This is a genomic window from Flavobacterium piscis, assembly GCF_031457575.1.
In the GTDB taxonomy this organism is placed as follows: domain Bacteria; phylum Bacteroidota; class Bacteroidia; order Flavobacteriales; family Flavobacteriaceae; genus Flavobacterium; species Flavobacterium piscis_A.
The window spans coordinates 1-16,719 of the sequence record NZ_JAVDWQ010000032.1 but is presented as its reverse complement, the minus strand read 5'-3'; the positions used below and the strand labels follow the sequence as shown (position 1 = coordinate 16,719).

The 16,719-nt window shown below is 34.8% G+C and carries 14 protein-coding genes and 3 tRNA genes; 9 read left to right on the top strand and 8 right to left on the bottom strand.

The features are described 5' to 3' along the window. Positions 1-1,374 (top strand): T9SS type A sorting domain-containing protein (locus J2W48_RS22820; protein ID WP_310284488.1); only part of this gene is annotated, 1,374 nt, incomplete at its 5' end. A gap of 105 nt (positions 1,375-1,479) precedes the next feature. On the opposite strand, the gene dnaB is transcribed toward J2W48_RS22820, so the two are convergent. From dnaB to tgt, 5 genes are all read right to left on the bottom strand, one after another. Further along, positions 1,480-3,024, bottom strand: a complete 1,545-nt coding sequence (dnaB, locus tag J2W48_RS22815) for a replicative DNA helicase (protein ID WP_310284486.1) — start codon at positions 3,022-3,024, stop codon at positions 1,480-1,482. A gap of 141 nt (positions 3,025-3,165) precedes the next feature. Further along, on the bottom strand, positions 3,166-4,119 hold the full coding sequence (locus J2W48_RS22810; RefSeq protein WP_310284484.1) for an acetyl-CoA carboxylase carboxyltransferase subunit alpha: 954 nt from the start codon (positions 4,117-4,119) through the stop codon (positions 3,166-3,168). Positions 4,120-4,252: 133 nt separating this feature from the next. Next, positions 4,253-5,140 carry a DMT family transporter gene (locus J2W48_RS22805; protein WP_310284482.1) on the bottom strand — a complete coding sequence of 296 codons (888 nt, stop codon included), beginning with the start codon at positions 5,138-5,140 and terminating at the stop codon, positions 4,253-4,255. Beyond that, positions 5,127-6,215: an LptF/LptG family permease gene (locus J2W48_RS22800; protein WP_310284480.1), complete on the bottom strand. Its 1,089-nt coding sequence runs from the start codon at positions 6,213-6,215 to the stop codon at positions 5,127-5,129. Before J2W48_RS22800 ends, J2W48_RS22805 begins: the two co-directional genes overlap by 14 nt. 92 nt (positions 6,216-6,307) lie before the next feature. Further along, complete coding sequence (tgt, locus tag J2W48_RS22795) at positions 6,308-7,438, bottom strand: tRNA guanosine(34) transglycosylase Tgt (protein ID WP_310284478.1); 1,131 nt, start codon at positions 7,436-7,438, stop codon at positions 6,308-6,310. Between the two features lie 502 nt (positions 7,439-7,940). On the opposite strand from tgt, the gene J2W48_RS22790 reads away from it, so the two are divergent. The 3 genes from J2W48_RS22790 to J2W48_RS22780 all read left to right on the top strand — a co-directional run bounded on the left by J2W48_RS22790 (position 7,941) and on the right by J2W48_RS22780 (position 10,417). Continuing rightward, on the top strand, positions 7,941-8,243 hold the full coding sequence (locus tag J2W48_RS22790; RefSeq protein WP_310284475.1) for a hypothetical protein: 303 nt from the start codon (positions 7,941-7,943) through the stop codon (positions 8,241-8,243). Between the two features lie 290 nt (positions 8,244-8,533). Beyond that, positions 8,534-9,385 carry a transketolase gene (locus J2W48_RS22785; protein WP_310284473.1) on the top strand — a complete coding sequence of 284 codons (852 nt, stop codon included), beginning with the start codon at positions 8,534-8,536 and terminating at the stop codon, positions 9,383-9,385. Positions 9,386-9,463: 78 nt separating this feature from the next. Further along, complete coding sequence (locus tag J2W48_RS22780; RefSeq protein ID WP_310284472.1) at positions 9,464-10,417, top strand: transketolase family protein; 954 nt, start codon at positions 9,464-9,466, stop codon at positions 10,415-10,417. Positions 10,418-10,784: 367 nt separating this feature from the next. On the opposite strand, the gene J2W48_RS22775 is transcribed toward J2W48_RS22780, so the two are convergent. Continuing rightward, the gene (locus J2W48_RS22775; RefSeq protein ID WP_310284469.1) at positions 10,785-11,954 is read right to left on the bottom strand and encodes a BamM family beta-barrel-assembly machinery protein; all 1,170 of its coding nucleotides are present in this window, start codon (positions 11,952-11,954) and stop codon (positions 10,785-10,787) included. A 79-nt stretch (positions 11,955-12,033) separates the two neighbouring features. Here J2W48_RS22775 and J2W48_RS22770 point away from each other — a divergent pair, with 79 nt between their 5' ends. Together J2W48_RS22770 and J2W48_RS22765 are read left to right on the top strand one after the other, a co-directional pair. Beyond that, positions 12,034-12,423 carry an RNA-binding S4 domain-containing protein gene (locus J2W48_RS22770; RefSeq protein ID WP_310284468.1) on the top strand — a complete coding sequence of 130 codons (390 nt, stop codon included), beginning with the start codon at positions 12,034-12,036 and terminating at the stop codon, positions 12,421-12,423. Between the two features lie 69 nt (positions 12,424-12,492). Further along, a complete protein-coding gene (locus J2W48_RS22765; protein ID WP_310284467.1) occupies positions 12,493-12,990 on the top strand; it encodes a phosphoribosyltransferase domain-containing protein in 498 nt (165 codons plus the stop codon). On the opposite strand, the gene J2W48_RS22760 is transcribed toward J2W48_RS22765, so the two are convergent. Continuing rightward, positions 12,982-13,500, bottom strand: coding sequence for a shikimate kinase (locus J2W48_RS22760; RefSeq protein WP_310284465.1), 519 nt, complete (start codon positions 13,498-13,500; stop codon positions 12,982-12,984). The two genes, J2W48_RS22765 and J2W48_RS22760, sit on opposite strands and share 9 nt — an antisense overlap. 126 nt (positions 13,501-13,626) lie before the next feature. Here J2W48_RS22760 and J2W48_RS22755 point away from each other — a divergent pair. The 3 genes from J2W48_RS22755 to J2W48_RS22745 all read left to right on the top strand — a co-directional run bounded on the left by J2W48_RS22755 (position 13,627) and on the right by J2W48_RS22745 (position 13,934). Then, a tRNA-Lys gene (locus tag J2W48_RS22755) sits at positions 13,627-13,699 on the top strand. Positions 13,700-13,737: 38 nt separating this feature from the next. Next, a tRNA-Lys gene (locus J2W48_RS22750) sits at positions 13,738-13,810 on the top strand. A 41-nt stretch (positions 13,811-13,851) separates the two neighbouring features. Next, positions 13,852-13,934: transfer RNA gene (locus J2W48_RS22745), tRNA-Leu, on the top strand. 193 nt (positions 13,935-14,127) lie between these two features. Here the strand turns inward: J2W48_RS22745 and J2W48_RS22740 are convergent. Continuing rightward, the gene (locus tag J2W48_RS22740; RefSeq protein ID WP_310284463.1) at positions 14,128-15,825 is read right to left on the bottom strand and encodes a recombinase family protein; all 1,698 of its coding nucleotides are present in this window, start codon (positions 15,823-15,825) and stop codon (positions 14,128-14,130) included. Positions 15,826-16,719 lie beyond the last annotated feature (894 nt).

The following is a 16,719-nucleotide window of genomic DNA, read 5'->3' as shown; positions in this document are numbered from 1 at the left end:
GCAACTGGTTCTCAAACCAATGTGTCGTGTAACGGTGGAACTAATGGTTCAGCTTCGGTTTCTCCTTCTGGCGGAACTCCTGGCTATACTTATTCTTGGTCTCCTTCAGGTGGTACAGCAGCAACAGCTACTGGGCTTGCCGCAGGAAGTTATACCGTAACGATAACTGATGCTAACGGTTGTACTGCAACTCGCAATTATACAATTACGCAACCAAGCGCCATCAGTACAGCAACTGGTTCTCAAACCAATGTGTCGTGTAACGGTGGAACTAATGGTTCAGCTTCGGTTTCTCCTTCTGGCGGAACTCCTGGCTATACTTATTCTTGGTCTCCTTCAGGTGGTACAGCAGCAACAGCTACTGGGCTTGCCGCAGGAAGTTATACCGTAACGGTAACTGATGCTAACGGTTGTACTGCAACTAGAAATTATACTATTACGCAACCAACGGCTATCAGTACCGCAACTGGTTCTCAAACCAATGTGTCTTGTAACGGTGGAACTAATGGTTCAGCTTCGGTTTCTCCTTCTGGCGGAACTCCTGGCTATACTTATTCTTGGTCTCCTTCAGGTGGTACAGCAGCAACAGCTACTGGGCTTGCCGCAGGAAGTTATACCGTAACGGTAACTGATGCTAACGGTTGTACTGCAACTAGAAATTATACTATTACGCAACCAACGGCTATCAGTACCGCAACTGGTTCTCAAACCAATGTGTCGTGTAACGGTGGAACTAATGGTTCAGCTTCGGTTTCTCCTTCTGGCGGAACTCCTGGCTATACTTATTCCTGGTCTCCTTCAGGTGGTACAGCAGCAACAGCTACTGGGCTTGCCGCAGGAAGTTATACCGTAACGATAACTGATGCTAATGGATGTACTGCAACTAGAAACTATACGATTACTGAACCAGCAGCTATAATTTCAACAACTACATTAGCTGGAGAAACGATAACTGCAGATCAGGCGGGTGCAACATACCAATGGTTTGAATGTCCCGGTACTATAATATCAGGAGAAACCGGACAAACTTTCACACCAACGGTTAATGGTTCATATGGAGTTACGATAACTATGGGTGGATGTGATGCTACATCATCATGTGTTCTCATAAATACTTTAGCCAATCCTGATTTTGAAGTAAAATCTAAATTCATAATGTATCCAAATCCTAGTAAAGGAATAATAAACATACAGTGCGATTATGATGGTGATTTAAATATTATAAATCAATTAGAACAAACTATAAAAACGGTAAAAGTTTCTTCTGACGTAATTAACACTATTAATATCAGCTACCTAGCTGACGGAATTTATTTTATTAACGAACAGAAAGAGAACAAAACAGTTACTCATAAGTTAATTCTAAAAAAATAATTAGAACATGGTGTTAAACTGACATCAACTACTTATACATTAAAAAAGGGAAAAATCTAACGATTTTTCCCTTTTTTAATTCAATCTATATCCAACAGCCTTTAATTAAAATGGCACATCACTATCATCATCGTCATCATTCAGATTGCTGCCAAATGCATCATTAGCAGATGGTAGGTTTTTAGTAATAAACGGATTATCATCATGATTCATTTTCGATGGCAAATCATCATATCCTCCGGTAAAATCTTCAAGGTTATCGAACTTACCTAAGTTACCAATAAATTTCAATCTAATATTTTCTAAACTACCATTACGGTGTTTAGCTATAATAAACTCGGCCTGACCAGCAGTTGGTGACTGTTCATCATCGTCCCACTCTTCAATTTTGTAATATTCAGGGCGATAGATAAAAGAAACAATATCAGCATCCTGTTCAATTGCTCCTGATTCACGAAGATCCGAAAGCAACGGACGCTTGCTTGAACCACGTGTTTCAACGGCACGGGATAATTGCGAAAGTGCAATAACGGGCACATTTAACTCTTTTGCCAAAGCTTTTAAGTTACGGGAAATAGTAGAGATTTCCTGCTCACGGTTCCCTCCTCCTTTTCCGCTTCCTCCGGCGGTCATCAATTGCAGGTAATCTACAATAATTAGTTTTATACCATGTTGAGATGCCAATCGACGACATTTTGCACGTAAATCAAAAATGGATAATGAAGGAGAATCATCGATAAACAAAGGAGCCTTTTCCAAATCTTTTACCTTAGTACTTAATTGCTCCCATTCGTGTTTCTCCAATTTTCCTGTTCTTAATTTTTCTGAAGACAATCCTGTTTCGGACGAAATAAGTCTTGTAATTAACTGTACCGATGCCATCTCCAGGGAGAAAACTGCTACCGGATGCCCAAAATCGATTGCAATATTTCTTGCCATTGAAAGTACAAAAGCCGTTTTACCCATACCCGGACGGGCAGCTATAATAATTAAATCACTTGGCTGCCATCCTGAAGTTACCTTATCCAATTTTTCGAAACCGGTCGCTACTCCACTTAAACCTTCTTTACCTGCAATTTCTTCAATACGTTTTTTAGCCTGAAGCACCAAACTCTGAGCTGTTTCTGAACTTCGTTTGATGTTTCCCTGTGTAACTTCGTATAATTTTGATTCGGCTTTGTCCAGTAAATCAAAAACATCTGTCGTTTCATCATAGGATTCTTCAATTATTTCTGATGAAATCCTAATAAGACTTCGCTGAATAAACTTTTGAAGTATGATACGCGAGTGAAACTCAATATGTGCCGAAGAGGCAATTTTTTGTGTAAGCTGAATTAAATAAAAATCACCTCCTGATAATTCTAATTTTCCGTTCTTTTTCAATTGTGATGAAACGGTCAATAAGTCAATTGGCTGGGTTTCAGTAAAAAGCTGCACAATGGCTTCAAAAATATATTTGTGTGCATCTTTGTAGAAAGCATCAGGTTGTAAAATATCAATTACATCATCAACCCCTTTTTTATCAATCATCATTGCCCCAAGTACAGCTTCTTCTAAATCAAGTACTTGTGGTGGTAATTTCCCTTTTTCTAAATTTATAATTGTGGTTTTATCTACCTTTACGGGGTTTATATTTTTGAAATTTTCCATATAGCGAAAGTAACAAAATTTAAAAAAACATTGCTATTGAGTTATAACTATTAATTGTTTATAAGTAAGTGTTTTTTGTTCATAACCCAAAAAAAATCCGAAGCGGCAAGGCTTCGGATTTTTTAAGTCATTTATATCAATTTACTCTTTATACTCGCCCATATTACTGTATTTGTCCATTCTTTGGGCAATTAGGTCGGCTGTTGATAAGTCTTTTAATTCGTTGTATCCTTTAGTAATATATTCAATTACTGTTTTAAAAGTAGTTTCACGATCGTAATGTGCACCTCCTAATGGTTCCGGGATTACATCATCAACTAATTTTTGCTTTTTCATATCAGATGAAGTCAATTTTAGAGCATCAGCGGCGCGTTCTTTATACTCCCAGCTCTTCCATAAAATAGAAGAACATGATTCTGGTGAAATCACAGAATACCAGGTATTTTCTAACATATATACCTTATCTCCAACACCTATTCCTAAAGCTCCGCCAGAAGCACCTTCACCAACAATAATGGTAATAATTGGCACTTTTAAACGGACCATTTCGAAAATATTTCTGGCAATAGCTTCACCTTGTCCTCTTTCTTCAGCTTCCAAACCTGGATAAGCACCCGGTGTATCTATCAAAGTTAAAACCGGAATACCAAATTTCTCTGCCATTTTCATCAAACGTAAAGCTTTACGGTATCCTTCAGGATTTGCCATACCAAAATTACGGTATTGACGTGTTTTGGTATTATACCCTTTTTGCTGGCCCACGATCATAAACGATTGCCCGTTTACTTTCCCTAAACCCCCAACCATCGCTTTATCATCTTTAAAGTTTCTGTCGCCATGAAGTTCCAGAAAAGTATCCCCGCAAATAGCTCTGATATAATCTAAAGTATAGGGCCTGTTTGGGTGTCTTGACAACTGCACGCGTTGCCAGGCTGTCAGGTTTTTATATATTTCTCTTTTAGTCTCTTCTAATTTCTTGTTGATTTCCTTACATGTTGGGGTTACATCAACAGCAGATTCTTTTCCAATAATAACACATTTTTGCAACTGTTCTTCAAGTTCTTTGATTGGAAGCTCAAAATCTAAATATTCCATGGATTTTTGAATTTTTGTTTTTAATTCGAACCGCAAATATAAAAATATTATATCATTAGTATGAATAATTTGCACTAATAGTACGAACACTTCGTACTTAAAGGTAAATTTATGGTTTAAAAACAGTAAATTATTACACTTTTTTCTGGTTCTGATAATGTTTAAAAACTCCGTTTAAAATTACTGTAATTACAATAATTATGGCACCTATATAAAATTCCGTACTCATTTTTTCTTTTCCTCCTAAAATAAAATAGGCCAGAATGATTCCGTAAACAGGCTCTAAATTGGTAGTTAACATTACCGTATATGGGGTAAGTTTCTGCATGACTTTTACAGATGCAGTAAAGGCATAAGCAGTACAAACCGAAGCCAGGACGAATAATAAAATCCAGTTATTTGAAGTTAAAACAAAGAAATCGGCATTGAATTTTCCCTGTATCAAAAAATAAATTGATATGAAGAAAACGCCAGCACCAAATTCATAAAAAGTAATAACCGAAGAATCGTGATTAGTAATTAACTTCCCATTCATTAAAGTAAACAAAACACCTAAAATAATAGAAGCTAATGCATAATACATCCCTTCTAAATATTTAATCTCAACTTGCATAATCAGTGCTAATCCAGCAATAATGATCAATCCGAAAAAAACTTCGTACCATAAAATCTTTCTTCCATAAAAAAGAGGCTCCAGTAAAGAGGCAAAAAAAGCTCCTAATGAAAAAATGGAAAGTGTGATAGAAACATTCGAGACATGAATAGCCTTAAAAAAGAATATCCAATGCAATGCTATCAATAATCCCACAAAAATCAACTGAGAGAGCGATTTTAAAGAAATAACAAAAGATTCTTTTTTATACACTATAAAAGCAGCCAGAAAAATTCCGGCAAAAAACATTCTGAACCAAACCAAATTTTCAGCATCAATAGTAATTAATGCTCCTAAAATGGCCGTAAAACCCCAGATAAATACAATTAAATGAAGATTTAAATAACTCTTTAAATTATCGTTTCGCATTACGTAATAGGTAAATTGCCATCATTCCGAAAAATATATTCGGAAACCAGACAGCCAGAAAAGGTGAGAAAGTTGATTTTTCAGCAAGGGTACCAAATATTTTATCAAAAAATACAAATGAAAAAGCAATTGCAATTCCGATTGCCAGATTTACCCCCATACCGCCACGGCGTTTCATTGATGAAACAGCAACTGCAATAATGGTTAAGATAAAGGCAGAAACAGGAACACTGAATTTTTTATAAAGTACCACTAAATAGGTGTTGACATTTGCTGAACCACGCTTTTTTTCTTTTTCAATAAAATCAAACAATTTTCCCAAAGGGAGTGTTTCTGCAATATAAACTACCGGCGTTAAATCTGCCAGTTCAAACTTAAAAGCTGCAGTTTTCTCAGGGACTTTCTCAATTTTATCATTCAGTTCCCCAACCGTTCTTTTAGTATAATCATAAAGAGTGTAGTTTTTAGTCTTAGGGTTCCATTTGATTCGGCTGGCCGTTATTTTGTAAACTAATTTATCATTTTTAAACCTTTCTAATGTAAAATTAAATGCTGTTTTAGTTTCTTCATTAAAACTGTTTACATAAATAAAATCATGATCATTAATTTGTCTGTACACGTTTGTATTTTCTCCACGCATAAGCTCTTTTCCATTCCCTTTTAGATAAGTATATCTAAAATTATTGAAACCTTCACTCGCCGCCGGAACAATAAAAAACCCCATTAATAATACAAAAACAGAAACAACAGACGCGCCAATAATATAAGGACGCAAAAAACGGGTGTATGAAATACCAGAACTTAATACTGCTATAATTTCTGTATTATTGGCCAGTTTTGATGTAAACCAGATGACTGATAAAAACAAAAATATAGGAAAGAGTGAGTTTGCAAAATACACTGTAAAGTTGTAATAATAGATTGCAATTTGTGTAAACGGAATCTTATTTTCCAACATCTTATTTACTTTTTCGGATACGTCAATTACAATCCCAATCGGAATAAATAATAACAGCATCACGGAAAAAGTGGCCAGATATCTTCTTAAAATGTACTTATCTATTATCGTCAGCATACAACTTTTAGTTTCAAGTTAAAAGCTCCACGTTTTATGTTTCAGTTTTCAGGTTGCTAAAAGAACCTGAAACATAAAACCTGAAACTCTTTTTATAGTCTTTGACTCATATTTTTAACCATCATTTCTTTCCATGGTCTGAAATCACCTGCTAAGATATGTTTTCTGGCTTCACGAACCAACCACATATAAAAACCAAGATTATGAATCGTTGCAATTTGTTTTCCTAAATATTCATTGGCCGCAAACAAGTGTCGTAAATAAGCTTTTGTATATTCTGTATCGACAAAAGTATGCCCCATTTCATCAATCGGAGAAAAATCAGCTTCCCACTTTTTATTTTTGATATTGATAGTTCCGTTTGATGTAAACAACATACCGTTTCTGGCATTTCGGGTTGGCATCACACAATCGAACATATCAATTCCTAACGCAATATTTTCCAGAATATTAATTGGAGTTCCAACTCCCATCAAATAACGTGGTTTATCTTCTGGCAGGATTTCACAAACAACTTCAGTCATCGCATACATTTCTTCAGCCGGTTCTCCAACTGATAATCCGCCAATAGCATTTCCCTGCTGCCCTGAATTAGCAATATATTCTGCTGATTGCTGACGTAAATCTTTATAAGTACTTCCCTGAACAATCGGAAAAAACGTTTGTTCATACCCATATTTAAAAGGCAATTTATCTAAATGATTAATACAACGGTCCAGCCAGCGATGTGTCATGTGCATCGAACGTTGGGCATATCTGTAATCACATGGATATGGCGTACATTCATCAAAAGCCATAATAATATCAGCTCCAATTGTTCTTTGAATTTCCATTACATTTTCTGGCGTAAAAAAATGAAACGAACCATCAATATGCGATTTGAACTTCACTCCTTCTTCCTTAATTTTTCGATTGCCCGATAGAGAATACACCTGATACCCTCCGGAATCAGTCAAAATATTTCGATCCCAGTTCATAAATTTATGCAATCCACCCGCTTTTTCCAGAATCTCTGTCTGTGGACGTAAATATAAATGGTAGGTGTTTCCGAGAATAATATCCGGATTTATATCTTGTTTAAGTTCACGTTGATGCACTCCTTTTACCGAAGCTACTGTACCAACAGGCATAAAAATAGGCGTTTCAATTACGCCGTGATCTGTAGTAATGCTTCCCGCCCTGGCCTTCGACTGCGGATCTTTTTGTAATAAATCAAACTTCATCTGTTTCTTTTTTCAGTCGGCAAAGATAGGCTAATTTGAGGAAATTTTAATTAATTAGATAATTTGTCAATTAGAAAATTAGTCAATGCCTAAACAACCCAAAACAGATACCTGAAACTTGACACGAGGCTGAAAGCCGAACTGACGAAGTAAACCTGAAACAAAAAACTTCTACCCAATAAAATTCAAACTCATAACTTCAGACTTATAACTTCAGACTTATAACTTTTTAAAGGGCGTTTCCCAAGGACCGGGCTATCCGCTATATCTTTTGTTCCGGAAAATTTTCGTTTTAAACAAGGCGACTAAATGGTCACAACAAGGATGTCGCTTTTATCCCTAAACGCAAAACCCGACAGTTGTTCAGGAAATTCATAATTAATCAAATGTAAAAACTGCAATATCAAACCAATACTATATAACACAACTGCAACATTGATTTTTTAATTTAGTCACTGAAGAAAAAACGAAATTATTATAAATTAAATTAATTATAGAAATCATGATAAATTCAGAAGATAAAAACAATGTAAATGAAGATCAAATCAAAAGAAATCTGGAGAATTTAGATTATCCGGCTCCCGAAGACATTTACAATCAGGAAGAGAAACTGGAGAACATTGATCCTGAGGGAATTTCCAGCGAAAAAACCATCATCAAACAAAACGATCACGAATGGAAACAGAACAGCGACAAACTCGGTAACGATTTAGATGTGCCGGGCTCTGAACTTGATGACGAACAAGAAGAAATTGGTTCTGAAGACGAAGAAAACAATTTCTATAGCCAAGGCGACAATAATTAAACTACATCATTAGATAATATCTAAAATTGTTTTTTGTCAAAACTTGCAGCAATTCTTAAATTATATTTTTGCCACAGATTAAACACATTAGAACAGATTTTTTTAATCAATTTAGACCTTTAATCTGTGGCAGACCTTTTTACACCCTATCTACAAGACCTCAGCGTTTTTCCAGATTGATAAAAAAAAAATACTGGAATTTAACAATTGCTGCAAACTAAAGCAAAAAATCATTTGTCTTACCGCAAAATAAAAATTACTTTTGCTCCAGTTTAACTTTTACATACAAAATGAAGCCTAACACACAACAATTAAGCGATTTAACTATCCAAGTAAGAAGAGATATTCTTCGAATGGTACATGCTGTCAACTCAGGACACCCAGGTGGTTCACTAGGTTGTACTGAATTTTTGGTAACCTTATACCAAAACATTATGGACCGCAAAGAAGGTTTTGATATGGACGGAATTGGAGAAGATTTATTTTTTCTTTCAAACGGTCATATTTCACCTGTATTTTATAGTGTTTTAGCACGTAGCGGTTATTTCCCTGTTTCAGAATTAGCAACTTTCAGATTGCTAAATTCCCGTTTACAAGGACACCCTACAACTCACGAAGGATTACCCGGAGTACGTATTGCTTCCGGCTCATTAGGTCAGGGATTATCTGTAGCTCTTGGAGCCGCTCAGGCAAAAAAACTAAATGGCGACAACCATATCATTTATACTTTACACGGTGACGGAGAATTGCAGGAAGGTCAAAACTGGGAAGCTATCATGTATGCTTCTGCTAAAAAAGTAGACAACCTTATTGCAACTATCGACCTTAACGGAAAACAAATTGACGGGACTACCGACGAAGTTTTACCAATGGGAAGCATTCGTGCCAAATTTGAAGCTTTTGACTGGGATGTAATTGATATTATTGAAGGAAACAACATTGATGCTATATTAGCAGGAATGGCTGATGCTAAATCAAAAACAGGAAAAGGAAAACCAGTTTGTATTTTATTACACACTGAAATGGGCAATGGTGTAGATTTTATGATGCACACACACGCATGGCATGGTAAAGCACCAAACAACGATCAGTTGGCAAATGCTTTGGCTCAAAACTATTCTGCAGATCAAATCGACTATTAAAAAAGTGTTCAGTCTCAGTAACAGTTTCAGTTTAAAACTTCAAACTTTGGTTACTAAGCATCTCAAAAAGAAAATTAAATGAAAAAATATACAAATACAGGAAGCAAAGATACCCGTTCTGGTTTTGGAGCGGGAATGACTGAACTAGGTCAAAAAAATGAAAATGTTGTAGCGTTATGTGCCGATTTAATTGGTTCATTAAAATTTGATGATTTCAAGAAAAATCACCCGGAACGTTTTTTCCAGATTGGTATCGCAGAAGCCAACATGATAGGTATCGCAGCAGGTTTAACAATTGGAGGTAAAATTCCGTTTACAGGAACCTTTGCCAACTTCTCTACCGGAAGGGTTTACGATCAGATTCGTCAGTCTGTTGCTTACTCTGATAAAAACGTAAAAATTTGTGCTTCTCACGCTGGTTTAACTCTAGGCGAAGACGGTGCAACACACCAAATCCTGGAAGATATTGGATTAATGAAAATGTTACCGGGAATGACTGTAATCAATACTTGCGATTACAATCAGACAAAAGCTGCAACTTTAGCTTTAGCTGATCATCATGGCCCTGCATATTTACGTTTTGGCCGTCCGGTTGTGCCTAATTTTATGCCAGCTGATGAACCTTTCGTAATTGGAAAAGCTATTTTATTAAATGAAGGCACTGATGTAACCATCGTTGCAACAGGACACTTAGTCTGGGAAGCGCTTATTGCAGCTGAAGCTTTGGAAGCAAAAGGAATTTCTGCTGAAGTAATCAATATACATACAATTAAGCCACTTGATGAAGAAGCGATTCTAAAATCACTGGCTAAAACAAAATGTGTGGTAACGGCAGAAGAACATAACATTCTTGGAGGTCTTGGAGAAAGCATTTCAAGAGTATTAGCTTTAAACATCCCTGCTCCACAAGAATTTGTAGCGGTAAACGATAGTTTTGGTGAATCCGGGACTCCTGAGCAATTAATGGAAAAATACAAACTGAACAATCAGGCAATTGTTGAAGCTGTAGAAAGAGTTATCAAAAGAAAATAATTTTAGATTTTCTTTTATAAAAAAAAAGAGGCTGTCACAACTCGTGAAACAGCCTCTTTTTCTGTTTTTTATTCGTCTCTTATCGGAAGCCTGGATCTCAAATATTCAATCTCAATGACTTGTTGAGACGCCCTTTTTTGTTATACATTGTTAAGAGTATTAATACCAAGATAAATCCATAAACCAAACAATGCAATTAATCTTTTTCATTTTAATATATTCTAAAGTCACACATCAAATATATAGTCTTTTTCTTAAAAAAAATGAAGTAAGTTTTTATATAAGTTTTTTTAATACAAAAACCTCGAAATCACTTTCGAGGTTTTGTAGTCAATATTTCAAATTTATGGTTTTGCAGATACGGTATTTACCTTAGAGTATTATGCGCTTTATCAAGATGTATCTTGAGCCTTCCATGTGTTGTATAGTCATACACATTTTTCGTTACACCATCTACAGTTTCAGTCTTTACAAAAGCCGGAATTCCTCTAAATTCACTATTTAAACTTTCATCCACATTAGGGGTTAAAGGATCATCTTCAACCACAAATGCCTCAAAAGGAAAATATCTGCTTGGCCCATAATTAATGCCATTTACAACGCCAAATTCATTGGCTGCTTTAGTAATTTCCAATCTGGTTGTATAACCATCTCCATCATCATCTACATCCAGAAAATCAGGAATTCCATCTCCATCTGTATCATCAGGATTAACCGGCGCATTAGGATACAAGGTTGTATTACGGAAATCATATACATAACCATCACCATTGATATCTTCATTAAAATCTAAGACACCATCGGCATCATGATCCAGTCTCTGTATTTGATATAATTTAAAACTAAACACTAAAGGCTTGTAGGCAGGTATTGAACCACCCCCTGAATAATAACCCAGCCCTGAAGGAAGAAACATTACTCCTGCACCAAAATCAGTATAGTTAATAGTTCCATTATCATTTCCTACAACAGCACCTGTTTTAAATTCCGGAAAAGTCTCTCCCCAACCCCTAACCAGCCTAGTTAAATCAGCAAAATCTTGCGGGTATTTGACCTGTTCAAAAAATGTTGTCGAAATATATTCAGGATTTTTATCTGTTTTAGCAACATCAGAGAGATAACTACCACTGTAAGAAGCTAAAACTCCATCAGTATTAAGTGGAGACTCCCCTGTTCCTTCCCTTAAAACCAAATAATAAAGTTCATAAGTTATTCCATGCAAATCAACATTTTTAGATTTTAACTGAGGAAAAACAGCAGTCCCTACATTAGCTTTATATGACATAATAGGTACTTGCGTTGCAGGATTTTCAATCGAATCTATAACAACATCCATATCTTCCATATTACCTGCGCTTTCTGTAACAACAATATAATGTGTATTTAAATACGATTCGATGGTTGCCTTATCTGTTGCATATTGCTCTGCATAATCTCTTAATGGCTCTATCTTTACATCATTATCATCATCTTTATTACAAGAAACAAAGCCTGTTAAGGCGATTAGTAAAATAAAGAAATATTTAAATTTGTTCATTATTGTTAATTTTTTAGGTGCGCAAGATACAATATTGATTTATTTTTGTAAAGAATTTAACTCCGATTTTAGAAAAATTATGCGAATAGATAAATACTTATGGTGTGTACGTTATTACAAGACACGGAATATGGTCACCGAGGCCTGCAAAAAAAAACATGTTACCGTAAATGGCCAGGTCGCGAAACCATCCAAAGAGGTTTTTCCTACTGACAAAATCACTTTTAGAAAAGATCAGATTACCCAAATTATTACCGTACTGGACATTCCTGAAAGTCGTGTGGGTGCAAAACTGGTTGATATCTACAGAAAAAATGAAACTCCTGCAGAAGCCTATGCCCATTTAGAATTACTAAAGCTATCCAAAGAACACTATCGCAAAGGCGGCACCGGAAGACCAACAAAAAAAGACCGTAGGGATATTGACGAATATGGAAATGAAATTTTCGATGAAAATGAAGATCAATAATTAAACCCCAGAAATCATAAAGTCCAGACAATAAATATCTAAATTCGTACTTTAGCAAAAAAATAAATCATGAGCAAAAATATCATCTTAACCAATCAGGAAATTGAACATAAAATAAAACGTATTGCCTATCAGATTTACGAAACTTTTGTTGATGAAGAAGTTGTAATTGCCGGCATTGCTGCGAATGGATATGTTTTTGCCCAAAAAATTGCTGTAGCCTTAGGGGAAATATCCACTTTAAAAATTTCTTTGTGTGAGGTTAAGGTTAACAAACAAAACCCACAATTGCCAATACAAACTTCTTTAGCCAAAGAAGAATACGAAAATAAAGGATTAGTGCTGGTTGACGATGTATTAAATTCAGGCACTACATTAATTTATGCTGTTCGCCATTTTCTGGACGTTCCCTTAAAGAAATTCAAGACGGCAGTACTCGTAGACAGAAATCATAAAAAATACCCTGTAAAAGCAGATTTTAAAGGAATTTCATTATCCACATCCTTATTAGAGCATGTTCAGGTAGTTTTTGATGAAAATGGCGATGACTATGCGTTTTTAAGCTAGAATTTCTAAAATATCTGAAACCGTTTCTTCTATCGTTTTATCATCTACAGAAATTTTATGCAGGGCGTGATTATAATAAAAACTTCGGTCGAATAAATGTTTGGCGATAAACTCTCTCATTTCTTCTTCTTCCATATTAGCAATTAAGGGACGCTTGCTTTTATTATGAATCAGTCTATGGTATAAAGTCTCAATAGATGCCTTTAAATAAACCGAAACTACCCCCTCGCCTTTTAACAACTCATGATTATTAGCGTAACAAGGAGTTCCTCCGCCCAAACCTATAATACTATTTTCGGGAGACTGAAGTAATTCCAGAAACATTTCATGTTCCAGTTTTCTGAAATAAATTTCACCATGTAATTCAAAAATTTCATTTATGGTTAAATTCACTCTTTTTTCTATGCTTTTATCCAAATCTAAATATGGAATATTGGTAGCTTTTGATAAATTTTGGGCAATTGTAGACTTTCCACAACCCATATATCCTAATAATATAATTTTTTTCATTTTAATAAAACCTTATAAACTAAGGCATTGTAAACTTTGGTTAAAAAAAGACAAATTTATAATAAAATTGCTTGCAAATAATAAAATAAACTCCTTATATTTGCACCCGCGTTCAAGAAACGAAATGACTCGATAGCTCAGTTGGTAGAGCACATCACTTTTAATGATGGGGTCCTGGGTTCGAGCCCCAGTCGGGTCACAAATTTTGTGATTCACAAATTAAGTTTCTTGAAGCATGACTCGATAGCTCAGTTGGTAGAGCACATCACTTTTAATGATGGGGTCCTGGGTTCGAGCCCCAGTCGGGTCACAAAAGGTCGAGTATTAATTTACTTGACCTTTTTATTTTTTGGCCATGTGGAGAAACGGTAGACTCGCCATCTTGAGGGGGTGGTGCTCGCAAGGGCGTGAGGGTTCAAATCCCTCCATGGTCACTTAAGGGGACGATCATAAATGATTGTCCCCTATTTTATTTGATTTAATTAATTGATTTTCAATTTGTTAGTTCTTTGTTTTTTTGATTTTTAATGGTTCGATATTTTTGATTTGTAAAAATCGTTTAAAAAAAATACCATAGTAGATAATAAAACAATGATTTGATGTTCGATATCCTCTTGCGGGTTACTGTCAACTCAAATACGTTTGAACATCTCGATTCGAATATACTTTAGTAAATATATACAGGAAATCAAGTATCTCTTTTGCCTGTGCTACACTTGTCTCGATACCATTCTTTTTCAATATTTTCATTGCCTGATTGACAGAGATACTTCTATCTGAGAAGACTCTGGGTTTACTATTTGGAATTTGATCAATGGTTTTGGTGTGTAAAAAATTAGTGCCAGTAATATATTGATCATTATAAGTAATTATCATGGATATAGTCTGATTTATTTGAAGAGGATTTAATTTCTTTGTCACGGGGTCGAATGAAAGAGGTGTAAATAACTCGATGATATATCGCTTACCGGCTACATCTTGACTTTTATATAATGCTAAAACATTGTTTTCAGCATCTTTTAAATCTTTGATGTTTTTGCTAGCATTACAACTAGTTAGACTTTCGTTTACAAGTGTAAGTCGCTCAGTAAGGAAATCCATTACCTGTTTGTATTCCTTTTTTAAATCATTAAAATCTTCAAAATCAATTTTATTCTGAATAAAATACCTTCTTATCTTCGATATTAAAAGTTCTTGATTCGAAATCTCTTTAAGAATCTTTTTTTGATCATTTATAAATTCCTGTTTCACAGTCAAAATATTTTCATCCTCCAAAACGAGTTCAAGCAATTCATAAACTTTTGATTTTATGTTTATTTTTTTTAATAGTTCTTCATATTCAAAGTCCAAAATTTCGGTTCTTATACGCCCTTTGCACTTACTAACTGCACAATGGTAGTATTGGTACTTTGCAGATCTTCCAGCTGATATACTTCCAGTTAATCTTCTTCCACAGAATGGACAGATTAAAAATCCTCTCAAAAGGAAAACTGGTTTCATTTTTTGCTTAAATGAATTTGTGGTGCGACGGCTGTTTAGCAGGCACTGAACTTCTTTATAAAGCTTCTCTGAAATAAGTGGCTCATGTATACCTTCTACAAAACATTCTTCATCCGTCTTATTTGCAGGAACAAAGACTAATCCACAATAGAATGGGTTATGCAGAAGCTTCCAAAAATTATTCCTGCTACAGATAAGTCCTTTGAGGTTCGCCATCCTCCTAATGTAGCTAATTGTAAATTTACCTTTTGAATATTGTTCAAATGACCACCGAATATAATCGGCTTCAGGTTGTTTGACCATGATAATCTTTTTGCCATCAGAAGCAACCTTGTTGATATAACCAATAGGTGCTTTTCCTGGCCATCTGCCCATTTTTCTCGCTCTTCTCATACCATCAGAGGTATTTAGCCCACGCCTGCTATTCTCTGCTTCCGGAATTGATAAATACATGGCAAGCATCACGGTACTTTCAGGAACTTCAAAATCGACTGTCTGGTCAATTGCCATGGCTTGAGTATTCAGTCCTCTTAGTATCCCGATCATTTGATAAGCATATTCGATGTTGCGGCTAAAACGATCCCATTTAATAAATAGAATATTTTCAGGTAGACAATGTTTATTTTTCTTTATTGTTTTAATAAGTCTTGTCCATTCTGGTCTGTTGAAATCCTTGGCAGAAAAATCTTCTCTGAAAATTCCCTTTACCTTTATTTGGTTCAGCGCACAGAATTTTAATAAACGGTCTTCTTGTTCAATCAGAGAAAAACCTTTTCTTTTTTGTTCGTCAGTACTTACTCTGACATATAAATAAGCATTTTCCATAACAAAAATCATGTAGAGATTTCTTGATTTGCTATTAACAGGAAACATGTCTAGACATCTCAATTAGTTACATAAATTTACGAAAACAGTAATTTTCCGGATAAATAAACAGGTATAAATACTTGGTTGTTGATTTTTGTGAATCGATATATTTGGAATTGTTTGTTAATAAAAAAAAATAAATAAATCCTTATTTTTTTATTAAAATAGGTTCTATAAAAAGCGTAATTTGGCAGTGTAAATTATACTATTATAGAGATTTAAATTATTACATTCAGGTGCAGCTTTAGGGTACATCTATCAATTTGAAAAAGCATTGCTTACTCTTTCAGGATTACAAAATGATAAAGATTTTGTTTCTATTGAAAGCGTAGATGATGGTTGAGTGTTATTTTTCTTTTTCTGAATCTGGGCTGGGTAAGACAGATATACAGTCTCAATGTCTGTTTAAATTTCGTTCAGGATTTTAGGGATTATTATTTGAAACTTTAGCACGTAAAGTAATACAGCGTCATGTTGATATTTTGTTTATTCAAACTGCTAAGAGATGTAAACAGTTCTGTTCATTAAGAAATAGAGATATTTTAGTTCAAAAAAATAAATCTAAAAAATATTTGTATTGAAAATTATGAAGGGGTGAATTGTTCATGTCTTTAATAACCGAAATAGTTACAATGAAGCAAATCTTGTAACAAATAAAATTACAATAAAACTTTAGTTAATCAAGTAAATTAAAAACACATTGATTAATACAACAATCTCCGATCTTTTAGCGGAACTTTATTTTAACGAGATGATTACAAATTCACTTCTTCTGTTTAATTGATGTTCAGCTTCTGTACAAGTAACATTATCGGTACATTTATTTACCAGTTGACTTTCTCCGTATCCTTT

Coding starts and splice junctions, on each gene's coding strand:
- dnaB (WP_310284486.1), bottom strand. CDS start 3,024: ATGGAAAATTTCAAAAATATAAACCCCGTAAAGGTAGATAAAACCACA.
- J2W48_RS22810 (WP_310284484.1), bottom strand. CDS start 4,119: ATGGAATATTTAGATTTTGAGCTTCCAATCAAAGAACTTGAAGAACAG.
- J2W48_RS22805 (WP_310284482.1), bottom strand. CDS start 5,140: ATGCGAAACGATAATTTAAAGAGTTATTTAAATCTTCATTTAATTGTA.
- J2W48_RS22800 (WP_310284480.1), bottom strand. CDS start 6,215: ATGCTGACGATAATAGATAAGTACATTTTAAGAAGATATCTGGCCACT.
- tgt (WP_310284478.1), bottom strand. CDS start 7,438: ATGAAGTTTGATTTATTACAAAAAGATCCGCAGTCGAAGGCCAGGGCG.
- J2W48_RS22790 (WP_310284475.1), top strand. CDS start 7,941: ATGATAAATTCAGAAGATAAAAACAATGTAAATGAAGATCAAATCAAA.
- J2W48_RS22785 (WP_310284473.1), top strand. CDS start 8,534: ATGAAGCCTAACACACAACAATTAAGCGATTTAACTATCCAAGTAAGA.
- J2W48_RS22780 (WP_310284472.1), top strand. CDS start 9,464: ATGAAAAAATATACAAATACAGGAAGCAAAGATACCCGTTCTGGTTTT.
- J2W48_RS22775 (WP_310284469.1), bottom strand. CDS start 11,954: ATGAACAAATTTAAATATTTCTTTATTTTACTAATCGCCTTAACAGGC.
- J2W48_RS22770 (WP_310284468.1), top strand. CDS start 12,034: ATGCGAATAGATAAATACTTATGGTGTGTACGTTATTACAAGACACGG.
- J2W48_RS22765 (WP_310284467.1), top strand. CDS start 12,493: ATGAGCAAAAATATCATCTTAACCAATCAGGAAATTGAACATAAAATA.
- J2W48_RS22760 (WP_310284465.1), bottom strand. CDS start 13,500: ATGAAAAAAATTATATTATTAGGATATATGGGTTGTGGAAAGTCTACA.
- J2W48_RS22740 (WP_310284463.1), bottom strand. CDS start 15,825: ATGGAAAATGCTTATTTATATGTCAGAGTAAGTACTGACGAACAAAAA.